Origin of the sequence: Actinospineispora acaciae DSM 45401, assembly GCF_000620785.1 — a bacterium.
GTDB lineage: Bacteria > Actinomycetota > Actinomycetes > Mycobacteriales > Pseudonocardiaceae > Pseudonocardia > Pseudonocardia acaciae.
In genome coordinates this window covers 404,098-423,889 of sequence record NZ_JIAI01000003.1, presented here as the reverse complement: position 1 = coordinate 423,889, position 19,792 = coordinate 404,098, and the positions used below count along the sequence as shown (strand labels likewise).

Annotated in this window: 22 protein-coding genes; 13 read left to right on the top strand and 9 right to left on the bottom strand. The window is 73.0% G+C overall.

The genetic code is table 11. The features are described from left to right. Nucleotides 1-84 precede the first annotated feature (84 nt). Complete coding sequence (gene asnB / locus N912_RS0118825; protein WP_028923631.1) at nt 85-1,902, top strand: asparagine synthase (glutamine-hydrolyzing); 1,818 nt, start codon at nt 85-87, stop codon at nt 1,900-1,902. Nucleotides 1,903-1,905: 3 nt separating this feature from the next. Here asnB and N912_RS52950 read toward each other — a convergent pair whose 3' ends face one another. Both N912_RS52950 and N912_RS0118815 read right to left on the bottom strand, forming a co-directional pair. Continuing rightward, complete coding sequence (locus N912_RS52950; RefSeq protein WP_037065339.1) at nt 1,906-2,334, bottom strand: MerR family transcriptional regulator; 429 nt, start codon at nt 2,332-2,334, stop codon at nt 1,906-1,908. A gap of 41 nt (nt 2,335-2,375) precedes the next feature. Then, nucleotides 2,376-2,786: an NUDIX domain-containing protein gene (locus N912_RS0118815; RefSeq protein ID WP_037065338.1), complete on the bottom strand. Its 411-nt coding sequence runs from the start codon at nt 2,784-2,786 to the stop codon at nt 2,376-2,378. 130 nt (nt 2,787-2,916) lie between these two features. Between N912_RS0118815 and N912_RS64535 the strand changes: the two genes are divergently transcribed. Genes N912_RS64535 through N912_RS52945 form a run of 5 tightly spaced genes read left to right on the top strand, consistent with a single transcriptional unit; the run spans nt 2,917 to nt 5,639 of the window. Then, a complete protein-coding gene (locus N912_RS64535; protein ID WP_169747905.1) occupies nt 2,917-3,075 on the top strand; it encodes a hypothetical protein in 159 nt (52 codons plus the stop codon). Between the two features lie 24 nt (nt 3,076-3,099). Continuing rightward, the gene (locus N912_RS0118805) at nt 3,100-3,630 is read left to right on the top strand and encodes a PH domain-containing protein (protein WP_028923629.1); all 531 of its coding nucleotides are present in this window, start codon (nt 3,100-3,102) and stop codon (nt 3,628-3,630) included. Between the two features lie 8 nt (nt 3,631-3,638). Continuing rightward, nucleotides 3,639-4,496, top strand: a complete 858-nt coding sequence (locus tag N912_RS0118800; RefSeq protein WP_028923628.1) for a PHP domain-containing protein — start codon at nt 3,639-3,641, stop codon at nt 4,494-4,496. A 55-nt stretch (nt 4,497-4,551) separates the two neighbouring features. After that, nucleotides 4,552-5,373 (top strand): RecB family exonuclease, encoded by an 822-nt coding sequence (locus tag N912_RS0118795; RefSeq protein ID WP_028923627.1) that lies wholly within the window; start codon nt 4,552-4,554, stop codon nt 5,371-5,373. Continuing rightward, nucleotides 5,370-5,639, top strand: coding sequence for a hypothetical protein (locus N912_RS52945; RefSeq protein WP_051580407.1), 270 nt, complete (start codon nt 5,370-5,372; stop codon nt 5,637-5,639). Before N912_RS0118795 ends, N912_RS52945 begins: the two co-directional genes overlap by 4 nt. A gap of 7 nt (nt 5,640-5,646) precedes the next feature. On the opposite strand, the gene N912_RS0118785 is transcribed toward N912_RS52945, so the two are convergent. The 3 genes from N912_RS0118785 to N912_RS0118775 all read right to left on the bottom strand — a co-directional run bounded on the left by N912_RS0118785 (nt 5,647) and on the right by N912_RS0118775 (nt 9,244). Then, complete coding sequence (locus N912_RS0118785; RefSeq protein WP_028923626.1) at nt 5,647-6,216, bottom strand: dihydrofolate reductase family protein; 570 nt, start codon at nt 6,214-6,216, stop codon at nt 5,647-5,649. A 94-nt stretch (nt 6,217-6,310) separates the two neighbouring features. Beyond that, on the bottom strand, nt 6,311-7,525 hold the full coding sequence (locus N912_RS0118780) for an Rv3212 family protein (RefSeq protein ID WP_483826444.1): 1,215 nt from the start codon (nt 7,523-7,525) through the stop codon (nt 6,311-6,313). Nucleotides 7,526-7,558: 33 nt separating this feature from the next. Then, complete coding sequence (locus N912_RS0118775; protein ID WP_051580406.1) at nt 7,559-9,244, bottom strand: DEAD/DEAH box helicase; 1,686 nt, start codon at nt 9,242-9,244, stop codon at nt 7,559-7,561. A 392-nt stretch (nt 9,245-9,636) separates the two neighbouring features. Here N912_RS0118775 and N912_RS0118770 point away from each other — a divergent pair, with 392 nt between their 5' ends. Continuing rightward, nucleotides 9,637-10,275, top strand: a complete 639-nt coding sequence (locus N912_RS0118770; protein WP_028923623.1) for a ferritin-like fold-containing protein — start codon at nt 9,637-9,639, stop codon at nt 10,273-10,275. Nucleotides 10,276-10,392: 117 nt separating this feature from the next. Beyond that, a complete protein-coding gene (locus N912_RS0118765) occupies nt 10,393-10,623 on the top strand; it encodes a DUF3107 domain-containing protein (protein WP_028923622.1) in 231 nt (76 codons plus the stop codon). Nucleotides 10,624-10,625: 2 nt separating this feature from the next. Here N912_RS0118765 and N912_RS0118760 read toward each other — a convergent pair whose 3' ends face one another. Both N912_RS0118760 and N912_RS0118755 read right to left on the bottom strand, forming a co-directional pair. After that, nucleotides 10,626-10,934 (bottom strand): DUF4873 domain-containing protein, encoded by a 309-nt coding sequence (locus tag N912_RS0118760; protein WP_028923621.1) that lies wholly within the window; start codon nt 10,932-10,934, stop codon nt 10,626-10,628. After that, nucleotides 10,931-11,635, bottom strand: a complete 705-nt coding sequence (locus tag N912_RS0118755; RefSeq protein ID WP_051580405.1) for a TetR/AcrR family transcriptional regulator — start codon at nt 11,633-11,635, stop codon at nt 10,931-10,933. The genes N912_RS0118760 and N912_RS0118755 overlap by 4 nt, the downstream gene beginning before the upstream one ends. A gap of 78 nt (nt 11,636-11,713) precedes the next feature. On the opposite strand from N912_RS0118755, the gene N912_RS0118750 reads away from it, so the two are divergent. Further along, nucleotides 11,714-12,628: an AurF N-oxygenase family protein gene (locus N912_RS0118750; protein ID WP_028923619.1), complete on the top strand. Its 915-nt coding sequence runs from the start codon at nt 11,714-11,716 to the stop codon at nt 12,626-12,628. Nucleotides 12,629-12,689: 61 nt separating this feature from the next. Here the strand turns inward: N912_RS0118750 and N912_RS0118745 are convergent, their stop codons facing one another. After that, nucleotides 12,690-13,328 (bottom strand): TetR/AcrR family transcriptional regulator, encoded by a 639-nt coding sequence (locus tag N912_RS0118745; protein WP_028923618.1) that lies wholly within the window; start codon nt 13,326-13,328, stop codon nt 12,690-12,692. Between the two features lie 150 nt (nt 13,329-13,478). On the opposite strand from N912_RS0118745, the gene N912_RS0118740 reads away from it, so the two are divergent. Continuing rightward, a complete protein-coding gene (locus N912_RS0118740) occupies nt 13,479-14,543 on the top strand; it encodes an alpha/beta hydrolase (RefSeq protein ID WP_084210996.1) in 1,065 nt (354 codons plus the stop codon). 79 nt (nt 14,544-14,622) lie between these two features. After that, nucleotides 14,623-15,795 carry an adenylyltransferase/sulfurtransferase MoeZ gene (gene moeZ / locus N912_RS0118735; protein ID WP_028923616.1) on the top strand — a complete coding sequence of 391 codons (1,173 nt, stop codon included), beginning with the start codon at nt 14,623-14,625 and terminating at the stop codon, nt 15,793-15,795. A 50-nt stretch (nt 15,796-15,845) separates the two neighbouring features. Here moeZ and N912_RS0118730 read toward each other — a convergent pair whose 3' ends face one another. Continuing rightward, complete coding sequence (locus N912_RS0118730; RefSeq protein WP_028923615.1) at nt 15,846-16,679, bottom strand: hypothetical protein; 834 nt, start codon at nt 16,677-16,679, stop codon at nt 15,846-15,848. Between the two features lie 1,322 nt (nt 16,680-18,001). Here N912_RS0118730 and N912_RS0118725 point away from each other — a divergent pair. Further along, nucleotides 18,002-18,883, top strand: a complete 882-nt coding sequence (locus N912_RS0118725) for a TIGR02569 family protein (protein WP_281176282.1) — start codon at nt 18,002-18,004, stop codon at nt 18,881-18,883. 190 nt (nt 18,884-19,073) lie between these two features. After that, a complete protein-coding gene (locus N912_RS52940; protein ID WP_051580404.1) occupies nt 19,074-19,733 on the top strand; it encodes a sensor domain-containing protein in 660 nt (219 codons plus the stop codon). Nucleotides 19,734-19,792: the final 59 nt, after the last annotated feature.

Sequence of the window (19,792 nt, the reverse complement as noted above, 5' to 3'; positions counted from 1 at the left end):
GTTTCCCGCCGCTTGACTTGAAGTCGACTTCAAGTTGAACCCTGGACGCGACAGTGATCGATCGAGCGGAAAGGGGCGACGCGGATGTGCGGCATCGCCGGATGGGCGGACTGGGAACGTGATCTTCGCGGCGAGGCGGAGACGGTGGCGGCGATGACGCGGACCCTGGTGCCGAGGGGGCCGGACGCCGGCGACGTGTGGGTGTCGCGGCGGGCGGTGCTCGGGCACCGGCGGCTGGCCGTGATCGACCTGGCCGGCGGGGCCCAGCCGATGGCCGCCGCGCGCCCCGGCCAGGACGAGTGCGTGATCACGTTCGCCGGCGAGATCTACAACTTCGGCGAGCTGCGGTCCGAGCTCCAGGGCCGGGGGCACCGGTTCCGCACGCGTTCGGACACCGAGGTGCTGCTGCGCGCCTACCTGGAGTGGGGCGAGGACTGCCTGCCCAGGCTCAACGGCATGTTCTCGTTCGCGGTGTGGGACCCGGCGGCCGGGCGCCTGCTGCTGGCCAGGGACCGGCTCGGCGTCAAGCCGCTCTACTACCGCGGCTACGACGGCGGCGTCGTGTTCGGCTCCGAGCAGAAGGCGCTGCTGGCGCACCCACTGGTCGAGCCCGAGGTGGACGCCGGCGGGCTGGCCGAGCTGCTGTGCCTGACCCAGACGCCGGGCCACGCCGTGTTCCGGGGCATCCGCGCCCTGCGCCCCGGCCACCTGGCCGTGATCGACCGCCGGGGCGTGCGCGAGTCGTGCTACTGGCGGCTGCACAGCGCACCGCACGACGACGACCCGGAGACCACGGCGGCCACCGTGCGCGAACTGCTGGCCGACACCGTCGAGCGCCAGCTGGTGGCCGACGTCCCGGTGGGGACGTTGCTGTCCGGCGGGCTCGACTCCAGCGCTGTCACCGCGCTGGCCTCGGCCGCGAGTGGCACCGTCGGCACCGTTGCGAGCTACTCGATCGACTTCGCCGGCAACGACGAGCACTTCCGTCCGGACGCCAACCGGCCCGAGCAGGACGCGCCGTTCGCCCGCACCGCCGCCGCGCACATCGGCAGCAAGCACACCGAGATCGTGCTGCGCACCGAGGACGTGCTGGCCGCGCAGTCCGAGGTGGTGACCGCCCGCGACCTGCCCGGCCTTGCGGACATCAACGCCGCCCAGTACCTGCTGTTCCGCGAGGTGAAGGGGGCGGTGACGGTGGCGCTGTCCGGCGAGGCGGCGGACGAGGTGTTCGGCGGGTACGCCTGGTTCCACCTGTCCGAGCTGCTGGACGGGGCGACGTTCCCGTGGGCGGTGGCGCTGGACGGCTACCGGCCCGTGCTCGACCCCGGCCTGCTGGAACGGCTGCGCCCGCGCGAGTACCTCGCCGACGGGTACGCCACCGCGCTCGCCGAGGTGCCCAGGCTGGACGGCGAGCCGGCCGCCGACGCCCGCATCCGGGAGATGTTCCACCTGACGCTGACCCGGTGGCTGACCATGCTGCTCGACTTCAAGGACCGGATGAGCATGCGCTCGGGCCTGGAGGTGCGGGTGCCGTTCTGCGACCACCGGCTGCTGGAGTACGCCTGGAACGTGCCGTGGGCGCTCAAGACACTGGACGGGCGGAACAAGGGCCTGCTGCGCGCCGCCGTCTCCGACCTGCTGCCCGCCGCGGTGCTGAACCGCCGCAAGACCTCGTTCCCGGTGACGCACCACCCCGGCTACCGCGCGGCGCTGGCCGAGCTGATGTCCGCCGAGCTGGCCGACCCGAACTCGCCGCTGGACCCGCTCATCGACCGGGCCGCGGTGCGCGCGCTGGTGCGGGGGCGCGCCGAGCCCGCCGGCTGGTGGCGCGCCAGCGACACGCTCGCCTCGCTGCTTCAGATCGCGTTCTGGCTGCGCCACTACCGGGTGCGGCTGGTCTAGGCGTTACCGGCCGGCCTCGCCGGCCAGGCGGCCGGTGAGCCGCTCGTCGACCTGTTCGCGCAGCCAGGGGCAGTCCACGGCGGGGTGGTCGCGGGGGCATTCCAGGGTGTGGTCGAGGTAGCTCTTGGCGGCGGTGAGCTTGGCGATCTGCTCGGTGAACGCGGCCAGCCGGTGGCGGACGGTCTGGCGCCAGTCGCCGTTCGCGGTCTGGCCGGCGAGCAGCACGGCGATGTCGTCGAGGCTCATCAGGCCGGTCTCCTGCCACATCTGGATCATGGCCAGGCGGCGCAGCTCCGGCCAGGTGTAGCGGCGCTGGCCGGAGCCATGGCGCACCGGGTCCACCAGGCCCCGCCGTTCCCACCACCGCAGCGTCGAGGTCGCCACGCCCAACAGCTCGGCCGCCTCGCCGATCGACCACACCCGATCCGTCACCGGCTCATTACACCCGAACGTGTCTGCGTTCATGACCAGCTTTATCGCGCCGGGAGCGCGCCCCAGTCGATCAGCGCCTCGGTCAGGCCGGCCACGAGCGGCAACGTGTAGTAGTCGGCCTCATCCACCCATCGAGCTTCGTCGGCGTCGCTGCCGCCGGTCGGGCGGTCGGGGCCGACCAGCTCGCAGGCGTAGTCGGCGATCACGTAGGTCGCCCCGGACGGCGCCGGGCGGCGCACCGTGCCGAGCAGCCGGCCGGGCCGCACCCGCAGGCCGGTCTCCTCCTCGATCTCGCGGACAACCGCCTGGTGATCGGACTCGCCGGGCTCCACCCGGCCGCCGGGAAGCGACCAGAGCCCCTGGCCCGGCGGCTGCCCTCGGCGGATCAGCAGCAGGCGGCCGGAACGGTCGTGCACGACCGCTCCGACACAAGCGATGGTCTCTTCACCCATGGTCACCTATTCTTCTTTCTCACTCCATTGGCGTACGCCCGCCTGTCGGGTTCACATCCGGCCCGCTTGTGCTGTACAACAAGATCCGACAGGGCCAGGCGGGCCGCGCGTAGTTGGATGGTGGGTCACGGTGAATCTCAAGAAGCTCGTGGGTTTTCTCGTGGTCATATTCGTGCTGTTCTGGATCATCTCCCAGCCGGGGAACGCCAGCGGCACCGTGAACGGCGTGCTGGCCGGCCTCCGAGACGTGGGTCAATCGATCATCACCTTCATCGGCGGGGTGTTCTAGACTCGTTGCTGGGGGTAGACGACAGTGCTTGCACCCAGAGAGATCGACGAGTACATCCTCCCGACCGAGCGTCGGGTCATCAGGGTGCGCCAACACTGGTCGGTGCTGCTCGGTCACATGACCTCGACGGCGCTCGTGCTGGGCGCGCTGGTCGCGATCGACACCTATGCGCCGTCCAGCCTGGTGCTGGACAACCTGACCTGGTACGCGGGGTTGGTCGCGGTGGTGCGCCTGACCATCATCGTGGCGCTGTGGTGGGTGGAGCGGATCGTCATCACCGACAAGCGGGTGATGATCTCCAAGGGCATCATCACCCACAACATCGGCATGATGCCGCTGGGCAAGGTCACCGACCTCACCTTCGAGCGCAGCCTGACCGGCCGGATGATGGGCTACGGCAAGATGGTCGTCGAGTCCGCCGGCCAGATCCAGGCGCTGAACGAGATCGACTTCATGCCCCGGCCCGAGGAGATCTACGAGGCCCTCGCCGAGCTCATCTTCGGTGACAAGAAGCAGACCCGCTCGCACCTGCTGGCCAAGCCCAGGCGACGGTAGGCCACCGCTTGCGGATCGACCTGCACACCCACTCCAACGCGTCCGACGGCACCGACGACCCCGCTGAGCTGGTGCGGATCGCGGCCGCCGCCGGGCTGGACGTGGTAGCGCTGACCGACCACGACACCACGGCCGGCTGGGCGGACGCCGCGAAGGCCCGCCCCGACGGGCTGGCGCTGGTGCGCGGCGCCGAGCTGTCCTGCGTGAGCGAGGACGGGCGGGGCGGCTGGGTCTCGGTGCACCTGCTGGCGTACCTGTTCGACGCCGAGCACCCGGCGGTGGTCGCGGAGCAGGCCCGGCTGCGCGGGGAACGCCGGCAGCGGCTGGTGCGGATGGTGGCGCGGATGGCCGCCGACGGGTTCCCCGTCGACCCCGAGACGTTCTTCGAGCGGCTCCCGCCGGACCTGCCGGCCGGGCGCCCGCACCTGGCCAGGGCGCTGGTGGAGCAGGGCGTGGTGGGCAGCGTGGGCGAGGCGTTCGCCAGCCTGCTCAACAACAACAGCCGGTACTACATCCCGCGTGAGGACACCCCCGTCGAGGACGCCATCGAGATGGTCACCGCCGCCGGCGGGGTGTGCGTGTTCGCCCACCCGTTCGCCCGCCGCCGGGGCCGGGTGGTGGAGCCGTCGGTGATCGCGGAGCTGGCCGGGGCGGGGCTGGCCGGCGTGGAGGTGGACCACCCGGACCACGCCCCGGCCGACCGGGCACTGCTGCGCGGGCTGGCGGCCGAGCTGGGCCTGCTGGCCACCGGGTCGAGCGACTACCACGGCGCGAACAAGACCACCCCGATCGGCGTGGAGACCACCGACCCGGAGGTGTTCGAGCGGCTGGCCGCGCTGGCCAGCGGTGTTCCTGTGCTCGGGTGAGGCTGTCGGGGGTGGGGGATACGGTAGTGAGGTGGCCACTACAAGCGGCGGGCAGATGAGCCTGGACGGGATGCCCCGCAGGCTGTTCAAGATCACCCCATCTCGGCTGGCCACCTGGCTGGACTGTCCGCGCCGGTACCGGATGACCTATCTTGACCGCCCGCCGCCGTCCCGGGGCGGCGCGTGGGCGCACAGCACGCTCGGCGCTGTCGTGCACAACGCGCTGCGCGCGCTGTTCGACCTGGACCCGCCACGACGCACCCCGGAGGCGGGCGCCCGGCTGGTGGACCGGAACTGGAACGGCGAGGGCTTCCGGGACGACGAGCAGGCCGCCACGTACCGGGAGCGGGCGCGCGGCTGGGTCGCGGACTATGTGGCCGAGCTGGACGTGACCGACGAGCCGGTCGGGGTGGAGCGCTGGGTGTCGGTGCCGACCGGCCGGATCGTCGCCGAGGGCCGGGTGGACCGCATCGACCGGCGCGGTGACGAGCTGGTCGTGATCGACTACAAGACCGGCCGGAACCCGCTGACCGTGGACGACGCCCGCTCCTCGCCGGCGCTCGCGCTGTACGCCCTCGCCGTGCGCCGCACCCTGCGCCGGCACTGCCGCCGGGTGGAGCTGCACCACCTGCCCAGCGGCGAGGTGGCCGCCTGGGAGCACACCGAGCCGTCCCTGCAGCGGCACCTGACCAGGATGGAGGAGGCCGCCGACGACGCCGCGCTGGCCACCGACACGCTGGCCGCCGGCGGCGACCCCGAGGCGCTGTTCCCGCCGCGCACCTCGCCGGGCTGCTCGTACTGCGACTTCCGCCGGCACTGCCCGCAGGGCCAGGCCGCCGCGCCGGACCGTGAGCCGTGGGCGCTGCTCGCGCCGTGAGGGACCCCGTGCGGGTGGTGGGCGGCGCGCTCACCGCCGGCGTGGTCGCGCTCGCCGTCGCGTTGGTGGTCATCTGGGCGCTGGCCGCCGCGCACGGCCAGCCGGGGCCCGGAGCGCCGGTGCTGGCCGGGCACCTCGCGGCGGCCGCCGTCGCGGTGGCGCTGCAGCGGGTCGCGGACCGGCGCGCCGACCGCACCGGCACCCTGGCCGCCATCGCGGTGCTGCTGCTGGTGGCGGTGCTGGTCGGCGTCTACTGGTGGAACTGAGTACCGCCTACTTCGTGATCTCGTACCGCAGCAGCGCCAGGCCGTTGTCGAACCCGGTGGCCTCGACCAGCTTCAGGTCGTGGCGATCGGCGAACAGGCGCGTTCCGCTGCCGCGTGTCGCCGGGCAGACCAGCATCCGGACCTCGTCGACGACGCCGGCGTCCAGCAGGGAGCGCATGAGCGTCAGGCTGCCCCACAGCACGATGTCCTTGCCGCTCTGCTCCTTGAGCCCCTTGATGGTGGCGGCCGGGTCGCGCGTCACGGTGGCGGCGGGGAAGTCGCCCCAGGGGGCGTCGCCGAGCGTCGACGAGGCGACGAACTTGGTGAGGTTGTTGAGCTTGCGGCCCCACTCGCCCTGTTCCTCGGCGTAGGGCCAGTAGTCCTTGAACTGGGTGTAGGAGTTCGCGCCGAGGATCATCGTGTCGACCGAGTCGATGAAACTCATCATGCCGTTCTGGAACGGGTCGTCGGTGACCTCGTCGTCGAAGGGTTCCCCCGACACGAAGCTGAGGCCGCCGTCCTCCTCCGCGACGATGGCGTCGACCGTCACCCACTGCTGGACGATGAGCTTGCGCATGGCTGGTCCTTCCGGTTCGTGCGGCCCTCTCGGCCGCATCCGAGCCTGGGACGGAGCCGCCACGCCGGTCTCGACATCCCGGCGACAAGATTTTTCAGCGGAGGGCGACCAGGGTGGGCCCGCGCTGTTCCAGGAGGATCGGGCCGAGCGCGGTCAGGGTGACCGGGCCTCGGTAGTCGCCGCGGTCGACCGGGATGGTCCGTTGCACGGCGCCGTCGGCCGGGTTGACCACCGCGAGGCCGGCCGGGGTGGGGATCAGCGGGCGTTCGGACATCGCGCCACCCGGGCCGAGCGTGCCGGGCAGCGTCCACACCGGGTGCAGGTCGATCGGGTCCAGGGCGACCGTGCGCGAGCCGGTCCACCAGAGGATGGCGCCGGGCACGGCCCTGGTCGGGGTGAGGGCGCCGGGCGGGTCGCCGGCCAGGTCCTCGGCGGGCACGTCCAGCGGGTAGCTGGCCACCTCGGAGCCGTCGGCGCCGCGCACGCTCAGCCGGGTCGGGTTGGGCAGCAGCACCGCCGCCCGGTCCGGGGAGACCGCGACCACCCGCGTCCCGCTGGCCGGGAGCACCACGCTGAACTCCTGGTCGGGCTTCTCGGACTCGTTGTTGCCGGGGCGCAGCAGGGTCAGCCGGTCGCCGGCCTCGCGCGGGCAGCGCTCCAGCACGGCCAGCCGCCATGACGTGATCGCGGTGGAGGTGTGCAGGCAGTTCGGGCGGGGCTGGGTCTTCGGCTCGCTGGGGGCGCGCACCATGCCGTAGTCCAGCGTCTTGACCAGGTCGGAGCGCCAGGTCTCCAGGTGGTACGGGCCGGTGGCGGTCACCAGGTAGCCGTCGCTGATCAGGCGGGTGCCGGGGACCACGTCGGAGTTGCGCTGCGGGCCCCTGGCGCCGGTGTCCGGCATCAGGGCGGTGACCTCGCTGCAGAACTCGCCGTTGCGGTAGACCGCGAGCGCCATCCCGGCGTTGCTGCCCAGCGTGCACAGCGGCAGGTCGCGGCGGTAGTGCCAGCGGCTCTCGCCGGTCAGCGGGTCGTGGCCGGTCACCGTGGAGCCGTCGGCGGTCACCACCGCGGGCCCGAAGGCGAGCGGGGTGTCGCTGGCCGCGCTGGGTGCCCGCCACGCCTCGGTCAGGGTGGCGGGCACGTCGGGCGGTGCGGCGGGTACGGCGGTCAGTGGGGGCACGGCGGTCACCGACTCGGTGTGCGCGGCCGGGCTGGTCAGCACGACCAGCACGATCCCGAGCACCACGACGGCCACCACCGCGGCGGCTGCCACCAGGTCACCCCGGCGGCGACGTTCCGCCTGAAGCACGGTTGGGCGGGTCCTTTCCGCGTGCGGCCGCTTCTAGCTTGCGGCGGCGTCCGGCGTGCTGGAGGTGCGGCGGCGACGCCGGCGCCTGGGCCGCCGGTCGGAGCCGGTGGCGGCGCCGGCGTGCGCGGCGTCGGACAGCTCGGCGTCCGCCCGCTGCCCGGACTCGGTCGAGGTGCCCGCCTCGGCGGAGTCGCCCCCGGCCACCACGACCCCGGCGCGGCGGCGGCGCCGCTCCCGGCGCGGGCGGGCAGACGTGGGCCCCTGGTCCTCCTCGGTGCCGCCGCGCTCGGTGCCGCGTTGCGCGTCGGCGCTCCGGCCGGAGGAACGGCGGTCCCGGCCGCCGTGGCCCCGGTCGCGGTTCCTGCCCCGGCGCGGGCGGCGGCCGTCGTCCTCCAGGTGCTCGGCGTCCAGCCCGGCCCTGGTGCGCTTCGAGTGCGGCAGCCGTCCGGTGGCGTCGGTCGGGATCTCCAGGTCGGCGAACAGGTGCTCGGAGGTGGAGTAGGTCTCCACCGGCTCGTCGATGTCGAGGCCGAGCTCCTCGCTGATCAGCTTCCAGCGGGGGATCTCGTCCCAGTCCACCAGCGTGACGGCCACGCCCTCGCGGCCGGCCCGCCCGGTGCGGCCGATGCGGTGGATGTAGGTCTTGGCGTCCTCGGGGCACTGGTAGTTGACCACGTGCGTGACGCCGGTGACGTCGATGCCCCGAGCGGCCACGTCGGTGGCGACCAGCACGTCCACCTTCTCCGAGCGGAACGCGCGCAGCGCCTGCTCGCGCGCGCCCTGGCCCAGGTCACCGTGCACGGCGGCCACCGCGAACCCGCGCTCGCCGAGGTCGTCGGAGACGCGCTGGGCGGTGCGCTTGGTCCGGGTGAAGATCATGGTCAGGCCACGGTCGCCGGCCTGCAGCGCCCTGGCCAGCAGCTCCACCTTGTCCAGCGCGTGCGCCCGGTAGACCACCTGGCGGGTGCGCTCGTGGATGGCGCTGGCGTCGTTCTCCTCGGCCCTGATGTGCGTCGGGCGGGTGAGGAACGTCCGGGACAGGGTGATGATCGGGCCGGGCATGGTGGCCGAGAACAGCATGGTCTGGCGCTGCTCGGGCAGCATCCGCAGGATCCGCTCCACGTCGGGCAGGAAGCCCAGGTCGAGCATCTCGTCGGCCTCGTCCAGCACCAGCGCGTTCACCCGGCCGAGCACCAGGTGGCGCTGTTCGGCCAGGTCCAGCAGCCGGCCGGGGGTGCCGACCACGATGTCCACGCCCTTGCGCAGCTCGGCGATCTGCGGCTCGTAGGGCCGGCCACCGTAGATGGCGGTGACCCGGGCGCCCAGGTGCTTGCCGGCGTCCGCGAGGTCGCGCGCGACCTGCACGCACAGCTCCCGGGTCGGCACCACGACCAGCGCCTGGGGCACGTCGTGGTCGCCGTCACCGGGCGTGAGCCGCTGCAGCAGCGGCACGCCGAAGCCCAGCGTCTTGCCGGTGCCGGTGCGGGCCTGGCCGATGACGTCCTCGCCGGCCAGCGCCAGCGGCAGGGTCAGCTCCTGGATGGCGAAGGTGCGCTCGATGCCGACGTCGGCGAGCGCGCGGACGATCTCGGGACGCACGCCGAGCTCGGTGAAGGTGGGGGAGTCGGGCCGGACGGGTGCGCCGGCATGCAACGGTTCCGCGTCCGGTTCGCCTTCTGTGGAGTTGTCGGGGGTTGGATCGGTGGTATGGGTGTTCACGGTCAGAGCAATCGCCTCTCTCCAGCGCGCGGAGGGCCGTTGCGCATCTCGTCGACCGCCGCCGGTTTCGGTCGGGCGGGAGAGACGGCGAGGCGCTGCACGCGCACAGTCGTCGCGGGCCCGCACTGTCCGGACTGTGGCCGGAATTTCGGGCTTCCGCCGGACGCGCGCCGGATATAACGGCGCTGCGTTGCGCCTCATCATAGCGGTCGGTCCGTGGGGCCCGCAGCGTGACGCGCCTCGCGGATCGGCTAGTGCCGCCGAAGACGGGCAGGACGACCTCGCTTCCGCGGCACTACGCTCGCGATGTGGCTGACCAGAGCGTGACTTCCGAGGGTACGGCTCAGATTTCAGGCGGTCGGGTGACCGAGGAGACGGGCGTAGGTGTCGCGGTGAGTCGGACGGCGGTGATCGACCTGTTGGGGGCGCTCGCGTACGGCGAGCTGTCCGCGTTCGACCGGCTGGCCGAGGACGCCAGGACGGCGCCCACGCTGGACGGGCGGGCCGCGCTGGCGGCGATGGCCGCCGCCGAGATGGGACACTTCCGGCTGCTGGAGGAGCACCTCGCCGGCCTGGACGCCCCGGTGGCCGACGCGATGCTCCCGTTCGTGCCGGTGCTGGACGAGTACCACCGGCTGACCGCGCCGCACAACTGGCTGGAGTCGCTGGTCAAGGCCTATGTCGGCGACGGGCTGGCGGCCGACTTCTACCGCGAGGTGGCCGGCATCCTGCCCGAGCCCACCAGCTCGCTGGTCCGCCAGGTGCTCGCCGACACCGGGCACAGCGCGTTCGCCGAGCGCGAGGTGGCCGCCGCGATCGCGCACAGTCGGCAGACCCGCGACCGGCTGGCGCTGTGGGGCCGCCGCCTGCTCGGCGAGGCGATCACGCAGGCGCAGCATGCGGTGGCCGAGCGCGACGAGCTGGCCGAGTTCTTCGTGCGCGGCTTCGGCGACCTGGCCGGCATCTCGGTGCTGTTCAAGAAGCTGCAGTCGCGCCACGGCAAGCGGATGGGCGCGCTCGGGCTGTCCTGAGCCGAGGGTTGCGCTCTGGGCGAACCCGGAGGTCCGCCACGGCCGTGCGCGCCGGGCTCGGCTAGCCTGGCCGTCGAACTTGGTTGTCGACAGTGCGTTTCGGCCTGGAGGTTTGGCGTGGAGGTCAAGATCGGCGTCGCGGAGAGCCCGCGCGAGCTCGTGGTGTCCAGCGCGCAGACACCCGACGAGGTCGAGGCGCTGGTGAACGACGCGCTGAAGAACCCGACCGGGCTGCTCAGCCTGGTCGACGACAAGGGCCGGCGGTTCGTGCTCCCGGCCGCGCGGGTGTCGTACGTGGAGATCGGGCCGGCGGACTCGCGCAAGGTCGGGTTCGCGGTCGGGAGCTAGGCCTAGTCCTCCGGCGGCGGGTCCATCTCGAACGGGGGCGGGCCCACGCCGGTGACCCGGTAGCGGCCCCACGGGTCGGGCTCGCCGATCTTGCCCTCGGCCCGCCCGCCGGCGGTGACCAGCTCCATGTCCGAGCTGGAGCCGCCGAGCAGCTCGTCCAGCGCCGCGTCCGCCTCGATCCGGCCGGACCAGTGGATCCGCCCGTCGATCGGCTCGTTCACCGCGATCAGGCGGACCTTGACCGGCAGCTCGCGCTCGTCCAGCCGCACGGTCGCGGGGCCCGCGTAGTCATCGTCGTCCATCTCGGTCATCCCTCCTGCTCGCCGGCGACCAGCCGCAGCGGCCGGCCGTCCTCGTCCTTCTGGGCCGGCGCCGCCGTCCCCAGCACCCCGGACAGGCCGCCCCAGATCAGCTGGGTGAGGTAGTCGGTCAGCGCGTCGCGGGTCATGGTGCGCCGCTGCAGCCACCAGTCGCCGGCCGTGTAGACCATGCCCGCGATGCCGTAGGCCCACGCCTCCGCGCCGCCCGCGTCGCGCCCGCGCGCCCGCAGCTCCTCCACCAGGCCGGAGGTGATCATCCCGGCGATCAGCGCCAGGTTGTGCGCCACCACGTCGGCGCTGGCCTCGTGCTCGCCGCCCGGGTTGTGCACCACGAACCGCCACAGCTCCGGCTCGTCCTCGATGCCCGCGAGGAAGGCGTCCACGATCGCCCGGATCCGTTCGATCGGGTCGCGCTCGGTGGCCAGCTCGGGCAGCAGCCGGTCCAGCAGCATCCGCGCGGCCCGCTCGCTGACCGCCCGCTGCAGGTCGGCGCGGTCGGTGAAGTGCCGGTACAGCACCGGCTTGGTGACGCCGGCCTGCGCGGCGATGGCCGCCACCGAGACGCCGGCGCCGCGCTCGCGGATGGCCTCGATCGCGGCCTCGACCAGCTCGGTTCGGCGCTGCTCGCGGTGCCCGGCCCAGCGCTCGGCCCGGCCGCTCCGCCGGGAGGGGTTGACAGCGTCTCGTTTCACGTTACCCTTGGTAACAGTTACCGGCGGTAACGTCAAGTTTCCGCCGGCGAAAGCGTCACCGGAAGGAGCGGAGCCGTTATGAGCGCCCCTACGCAGAGCGGCAAGAAGAGCACGCGCGAGGCCAGGGAGGCCACCGCGCGCCGGCTGCTGCGCAGCTCGCTGGAGCACTCCTACGAGCCCAACCTGGAGATCGACTGGGAGGCCCCGCTGGTCGACGGCGCCTACGGGATGCCGGCGCACCGGGTCTCGCTGTACGGCACCGAGCTGTGGGACACGCTGACCGAGGAGCAGAAGGTCACGCTGTCCATCCACGAGGTGTGCAGCGTCGCCAGGGTCGGGCTGTGGTTCGAGATCATCCTGATGCAGATGCTGCTGCGCTACTCCTACGACCGCGACCCCCGCAGCCAACACATCCAGTACGCGCTCACCGAGATCGCCGACGAGTGCCGGCACTCGATCATGTTCGCCAAGATGACCGAGCGCTACGGCGTGCCGGACTACGAGCCGACCTGGATGACCCAGCAGCTCGGCCGGCTGTGCAAGACGGTGGTCAGCGGACCGGCCATGTTCGCCGGCACCCTGGTCGCCGAGGAGATCACCGACCAGCTGCAGCGGGAGGGCATGCGCGACGAGACCGTGCAGCCGCTGACCCGGATGGTCAGCAAGATCCACGTCACCGAGGAGGCCCGGCACGTCAGGTACGCCCGCGAGGAGCTGGCCCGGCTGGTGCCGAAGGCGAACCGGTTGCAGCGGGCGGTGGGCCGCTGGCTGACCGCGGTCATGGCGCACCGCATCGCCACCAACCTGATCCACCCGGACGTCTACCGCAGCGTCGGGCTGGACCCGAAGCAGGCCCGCGCGGTGGCCAGGGCCAACCCGCACCACCGGGACTCGCTGCGCTGGACCGCGCGCAAGCTGGTGCCGTTCCTGCGCGAGCAGGGCATGATCGGCGGCCCGAGCGAGGTGCTCTGGCGCCGCGCGTTCCTGGTCTGACGGGGTTTCGGGCGTCGGCCGGCGGCGGGTGCGAACGTGCTCTCGCCGCCGGACGCGAGCTTCAGTCGTGCACCATCGGGAAGTGCGCTATCCCGCGCCAGGCCAGCCGGGACATCAGCTCGACCGCCTCGGCCTGCGGCACCGCCCGGCCGGAGTCCAGCCAGTACTGCGCGGTGACCTGGCTGAGTCCGACCAGCCCGACGGCGAGCAGCCGCGCGCGCTCGCGGTCCAGCCCGGCATCGGTGGTGACCGCGTCGGTGACCACGTTGATGCAGTCGGTCAGCGCCTGGTCCACCACGGCGGCCGCCTCCGGCTCGCTGCGCAGGTCGGAGGCGAACACCAACCGGTACGACCGGCCCTCGCCGGCGACGAAGTCGAAGTAGGCGGACACGGCGGCCCGGATCCGCTGCTCGTTGTTGGTGGTCTGCTCGATGGCGTGCCGCAGCCGGCCCACGAGCTCCTCGGCGTAGGTGGTCAGCAGCGCCCGGTACAGCTCCAGCTTGCTGGGAAAATGCTGATAGAGCACGGGCTTGCTGACCCCGGCCCGGTCCGCGATGTCGTCCATGGCGGCGGCGTGGTAGCCCTGCGCGGCGAAGACGTCGCGGGCCGCGCCGAGCAGCTGGGCGCGGCGGGCGTCCCGGGACAGGCGTACACCGCGTTGCACAGCGGTGGCTGTGGGCGGCCGCGCGATATCGGTCATCGCGCCCCACCCTACCGGCGAGAAACAAGAATGGCCGGTGACTTCCGGGTCACGTGGTGACTTCCGGGTGACGCGCAGCCGACCGGGCGGTGACCGGGAACCGTCCGGCGGGGGTTGGGAGAACGGGCGCGCGTCCCGCATCCTGGTGTCATGGTCCTCCCGTCTCCGGCGGGCGCCGGCCCCGCGCCCGCCGCCGCATCCGCCACGCCCGCTGCTCCCGCCCTACCCACGCCGCGACCGGCTCCCGCCGCCGGTTCCCCGTCCCGCGCGGCCCCGGCGCCGCTGGCCGACCCCGGCGAGCTGCCCCCGCTCGACCTCGGCCAGCGACCGTGGCCAGGTCAGGAGATCAGCTCCGGTGGCGTCACCCTGCACGTGCGGCTGACGCCGGGGCCGGACGACCAGGCGCCCGCGGTGTACCTGCACGGGCTGTCCGGGTCGGGCACGAACTGGACGGACCTGGCCGCGCAGCTGGCCCCGCACGCCCCCGGCATGGCGCTGGACCTGCCCGGTTTCGGCAGGTCACGCCCGCTGGCGTCCGGGCTGTACAGCCTGGCCGCGCACGCCGACGCGGTGCTCTGCTTCCTGGCCGGCCATGGGCGGCCGGTGCACCTGCTGGGCAACTCGCTGGGCGGCGCGATCGCGCTGCGGGTGGCGGCCCGGCGGCCCGAGCTGGTGCGCAGCCTGACCCTGCTCGCGCCCGCGATGCCCGACCGGCGCCCCGACCCGCGCCGGCTGTCCGACCCCCGGATCCTGCTGGCCGCGGTCCCGGGGCTGCGGGCCCGGGTCGCCGCGCGGCTGGCCGAGGTCACGCCGAGGGAGCGGGTCGAGCAGATGATGCGGCTGTGCTTCGGCGACCCGTCCTCGGTGCCCGACCACCGCATCGCCGAGGCGGTGGCGGAGGTCGCCGAGCGGGCGGAGCAGGCGTGGGCGGGCGAGGCGCTCTGGGGCACCAGCATGGGCATGCTGCGGGGCTGGTTCCTCGGCCGGTCGCTGTGGTCGGTGGCCGCCGGGGTGACGGCGCCGACGCTGGTGGTCTGGGGCGGCCGGGACCGGTTGATGGCGCCCCGGCTGGCCGCCCGCACGGCGTCCGCGCTGCCACGCGGGCGGCTGCTGGCGCTGCCAGAGGTGGGCCACATCCCGCAGATCGAGCGGCCGGTGACCGTCGCGCGGGCGGTGCTGGGCATGTGGCGCGCGGTCGAAGCCGGACGGTGGTAGGCCCGGGGTGGGAAGATAGGCCGGGTACGCGGCGTTGCACGGTTGAGCCGCCGAAACAGACCCTAAGGAGCGAGACGACATGTCGCTACCGCCGCTCGTGGAGCCGGCAGCCGAGCTGACCAAGGACGAGGTCGCCCGGTACAGCCGCCACCTGATCATTCCGGACGTCGGGATGGACGGGCAGAAGCGGCTGAAGAACGCCAAGGTGCTGGTGATCGGCGCCGGTGGGCTGGGGTCGCCCGCGCTGCTCTACCTGGCCGCCGCCGGGGTGGGCACGCTGGGCATCGTCGACTTCGACGTGGTGGACGAGTCGAACCTGCAGCGCCAGGTCATCCACGGCCAGTCCGACATCGGCAGGTCCAAGGCGGAGTCGGCGCGCAACTCGATCCTCGAGACGAACCCGTTCGTCGAGGTGCGGCTGCACCAGACGCGGCTGGACTCCTCGAACGCGCTGGACATCTTCCGCGACTACGACCTGATCCTGGACGGCACCGACAACTTCGCCACCCGGTACCTGGTCAACGACGCCGCCGTGCTGCTGGGCAAGCCGTACGTGTGGGGCTCGATCTTCCGGTTCGAGGGCCAGGCCTCGGTGTTCTGGGAGGACGCGCCGAACGGGCTCGGCCTGAACTACCGCGACCTCTACCCCGAGCCGCCGCCCCCCGGGATGGTGCCCTCCTGCGCCGAGGGCGGGGTGCTCGGCGTGCTGTGCGCGTCCATCGGCTCGATCATGGTGAACGAGGCGATCAAGCTGATCACCGGCATCGGCGAGCCGCTGCTGGGCCGGCTGATGGTCTACGACGCCCTGGAGATGAGCTACCGCACCATCAAGATCCGCAAGGACCCGGAGTCGGTCAAGATCACCGAACTGATCGACTACGACGCGTTCTGCGGCGTGGTGTCCGAGGACGCCCAGGACGCCGCCGCCGGCCACACCATCACGGCCACCGAGCTCAAGGACATGATGGACGCCGGTAAGGACTTCGCGCTCATCGACGTCCGCGAGCCGCACGAGTACGAGATCGTCAAGATCCCCGGCGCGGTGCTCATCCCCAAGGACCGCATCCTGTCCGGCGAGGCGCTGGCCGAGATCCCGCAGGACCGGCCGGTGGTGCTGCACTGCAAGTCCGGCGGCCGCTCGGCGGAGGCGCTGGCCGCGCTGCACAAGGCCGGCTTCTCCGACGCGGTGCACGTCGGCGGCGGCGTGCTGGCCTGGGCGAACCAGGTCGACCCTTCGCTGCCGACCTACTGACGGCGCATCCCCGGGCGCCGGCGTTCGCCACGAACGCCGGCGCCCGCGCGTCACAGCGACATCTGCGACGCCAGCCACGGGGTGGAGACCGACCGGTTCTCGTAGAACCGCAGCTCGGCGTAGCTGACCACGCCGACCGCCGTGACCGCCACGCCGACCGGGATGAGCAGGATCGCGCGCAGGATCGCCGTGCCCACCGAGGTCGGCCCGCCGCCCAGCACCGCCGCGATGAGCATCGTCACCCAGCCGTAGGCGAACACCACGGCGATGACGATCGCCAGCCGCGCCGCCGTCGGCAGGAACCGCCCGTGCACCAGCACGAAACAGCGCCCCATGGTGCCGCGCTCCACCACCAGCACCCCCAGCAGCGACGAGCCGAACACGACCATCAGGTAGAGCCCCGGCAGCACCAGCGCGAACATCCCGAACCCGATCAGGGCGCCGGCCAGCACGCCCCACCCGACGAGCGCCGGCGCCTTCGACATGACCAGCCGCATCGCGTCCGGCGCACTGGTGCGGCGCCCCGCCGCGTCCCGGACGACCACGAACACCGAGGCGCCCTGGATGAACGCGCTGACCGCGAGCATGACCAGCACGCCGATCAGGCTGACCGCGATCAGCCCGCCGGGCGCGTCGGCCCGCACCACCATGCCGAACATGCCGCCGAACCCGGTGCCGACCTGCGCCCCTGCCGGCGTGACCAGACTCCGCACCACCCCGACCACCGCACTCACCACCGCCGCGACCGCCTGCAGGACCAGCAGCTGCGGCAGGCTGCGCCGCAGGACGCCGCCGATCCGGTTGAACCAGCCGCGCAGGTCGGCCGGCACCAGGGGGTCGTTCGGCGGCACCGGGATCCCGCCGCCCGGGTGGCCGCCGCCCATCGGGTAGCCGGGGCCGGGGTAGGCGGGGCCGGGGTAGCCCTGGGCGGCCGGGTAGCCGGGCGGCGGTGGATAGACCTGAGGCGGGTAGCCCTGAGGTGGGTTGGCTTGCTGCGGGTGTCCGGGCGGGTGCGGGTGGCCCGGGGGCGGGGGATAGCCGGGCGGTGGGAAGCCCGGCGGCGGGAAGCTCTGCGCGGGCGGTGAACCCGGCGGCGGGTAGGGCGGTGGGCCCGGGTAACCCGGTGTCTGTGGGATTCCTGGTGCCTGTGGGTGTCCTGGGGGTGGCGGGTGGCCGGGCGGTTGCGGGTGGTCCGGAGCCGGTGGAGAGCCGGGCGGAGGGTGCCCCGGTGGCTGGTCGGCTTCCGGTGGTCGGGCGTGCGGAGCCTGGTCGCCGTCGGGTGGGCGTTGCCACGGTGAGGCGTCGGGCTCGGACGACGGCCGCTCGGGCGGTTCCGCGGAACCGGGTTCGGCGGGCTCGGGGGGTTCCGTGGGGTCGGGCTCGGCGGCGGTGAGCGGTTCCGCGGAACCGGGCTCGGCGGGGCCGGGCGGTTCCGCGGAGCCGAGTCCGACGGTGCTCAGCGGTTCCGGGGAACCCGGTTCGATGGCGCTGAGCGGTTCCGCGGAACCGGGTCCGGCGGCGTCAAGCGCTTCTGGGGAGCCGGGTTCGGCGGTGTCACGCGGTTCCGCGGAACCGGGCGCGGCCGCGTCGGGCGGTTCCGTGAGGCCGAGTTCGATGGCGGCTGGCGGTTCCGCGGAACCGGGTTCGTGGGTGTCAAGCGGTTCCGCCGAACCGGGTTCGACGGCGGCGAACGGTTCCGCGGAACCGGGTTCGGGCGGGCCGGGCGGTTCCGAGGAACCGGGCTCGGCGAGGCCCGAGGGCTCGGACGGCTCGGACGGCTCGGGTTCGGACAGGAGGCGTCCGGTCGGGATTCGTTCGGTCGGTGGTTCGGGTGCGATCTGCAGGCGTTCGGTTGGGGGGTCCGGTTCGTGCAGCGGGTCGCTGTCGGACGGCTGGTGTTCGGGGGAGGGCTGGCCGTTTTCGGACGAGGGCTGGTCGGGGGGTGGGGAGCCGGCCGGTGTTGCCTGGTCCGTCGGGCGCTGCTCGTCCAGGTCCGGGGCGGGTGGTTCTGGCCCCTGGCCGGGGGGCGGCGGTGTCGACATGGGCCGAAGGTAGCGGCTGGCTGGCCCGAGTGGGGAGGTTTCCGCCGGTCGTGCGGTGGGCCGGGCGGGATGCGGGGCGCGAACGGCTACCGTGCGTTATTACAGATACCGATCGGCGTGGCGTAGCCGGGAGCTGGGGTGATCCGGAGGTACCGTGCCGATCTGTGACATCGGTGACGGATCGTGCCAGTGGTTCGGCGTACGACGCGGTGCCCAGCCCCAGGGCCGAGGCCTCCGATGCGGCGCTCGAGTGGGGCGATGAGCTGCCTCGGCACGTGCGCAACGCCTTCGGGGTCCGTGACGTGCCGGTCCGGCCGGTGCGGTTCGGCGGGCTGTGCGCCTGGCGGTGCGGCGACGTGGTGATCCGTCCGGTGCAGGACAACGCGCTGGCCGCGTGGTCGGCGCGGGTGCTGGAGACGCTACGGGCGGACGGGTTGCGGATCGCCCGGCCGGTGCGCGCCTCGGACGGGCGTTGGGTGGTGGCCGGCTGGTCGGCCTGCCAGTACCTCAGCGGCGCCCCGGAGCCCAGGTACGACGACCTGGTGGACGCCGCCATGCGGCTGCACGCCGCGACCGCGTCGGTCCGCCGGCCCCGGCTGCTGGACGACCGGGACGACCTGGTCGCCCGCGCCGACGCGGCCGCCTGGGGGGAACGGACGATCACTTTGAACCCGGAGTCGGGCGGCGTGCTGTTCGCCGAGCTCGCCGGGTACCGCCGCAAGGTCCGGCTGCCCGCCCAGGTGGTGCACGCCGACCTGTTCGGCACCGTGCTCTTCGACGGCAACAAGCCGCCGGCCGTGCTCGACCTGGTGCCGTTCTGGCGGCCGGTGGAATGGGCCGCCGCCGTGGTCGTGGTCGACGCGCTGGCCTGGGGGAACGCGGACCCGAGGCTGCTCAGCGCCTGGTCGCACCTGGAGGGCTGGCCACAGGTGCTGCTGCGCGCGCTGCTGTTCAGGGTGGCGCTGCACGCCCAGCACCCGGCCGCGTCCGCCGAGTCGCTGTACGGCCTGGAGGCGGCCACCGAGCTGATCGTGCCCCGGCTGTGAGCGCTCCGGCGTGAGCCGGCCACAGCGCCGCCAGGTGCGTTCCCGGCGGGTGTGCTGAAACGCGCGACTCAGTGTGCCCAAACCCCCGACTCGCGGGTGGGTGGGGGTGCGGTGGTGGGGGTGGCCCTACCTGTGACGCGGTGGTGGGCTGGGTGGGAATGGTGGGGTGGGGGACTTAGCGTCGGTCACTATGATCAATACCGTTGCCGAGGCGAAGTCGGGTTCGTCGTCGCGCTCCCTGTTTGTCCAGCTGGTTGCCGACTCCGCGTATGTGCTCACCGCCATGCCGATCGCGCTGGTCGGGTTTACCGTGCTGGTCACGGTGGGGTCGGTCGGGGTGGGCACGCTTGTGATCGTCGTTGGTTTTCCGATCTTGTTGCTGGCGCTGCATGTGGCGCAGGGGTTCGCGATCCTGGAGCGGAGCCGGATCCGGTTGGTGACGGGGGAGGACGTCATCTCGCCGGTGTACCGGCCGGCCGGCGACGGGTCGCTGGTCACGCGGATGGTTCGGTTGTTCTCCGACGTGCGGCGTTGGCTGGACCTGTTCTACGGGCTGATCGCGCTGGTGCCGGGCGTGGTGGTGTTCCCGATCGCGGTGGCCTGGTGGTCGACGGCGGTGGCGGGGGTGCTGTACCCGGTCTATGACTGGGCGATCCCGTACGGGCCGGGCGACCACGGGCTGTCCGACCTGCTCGGCCTCGGTGGCTCCCCGGTCGCGCGGATCGCGGTGAACTTCGTGGTCGGGCTGGTCGCCGCGGTGACGCTGCCGTTCGCGATGCGGGCGCTCTCGCTGGGGCTGTCGTTCTTCGGGCGAGGCCTGCTCACCGCCGCTCCGACCGGCCGTTCGTGACCCTGACCGCCCCCAAGGCGCCGCACACCCGGGTGTGCGGCGCCTTCGCATGTGCGGGG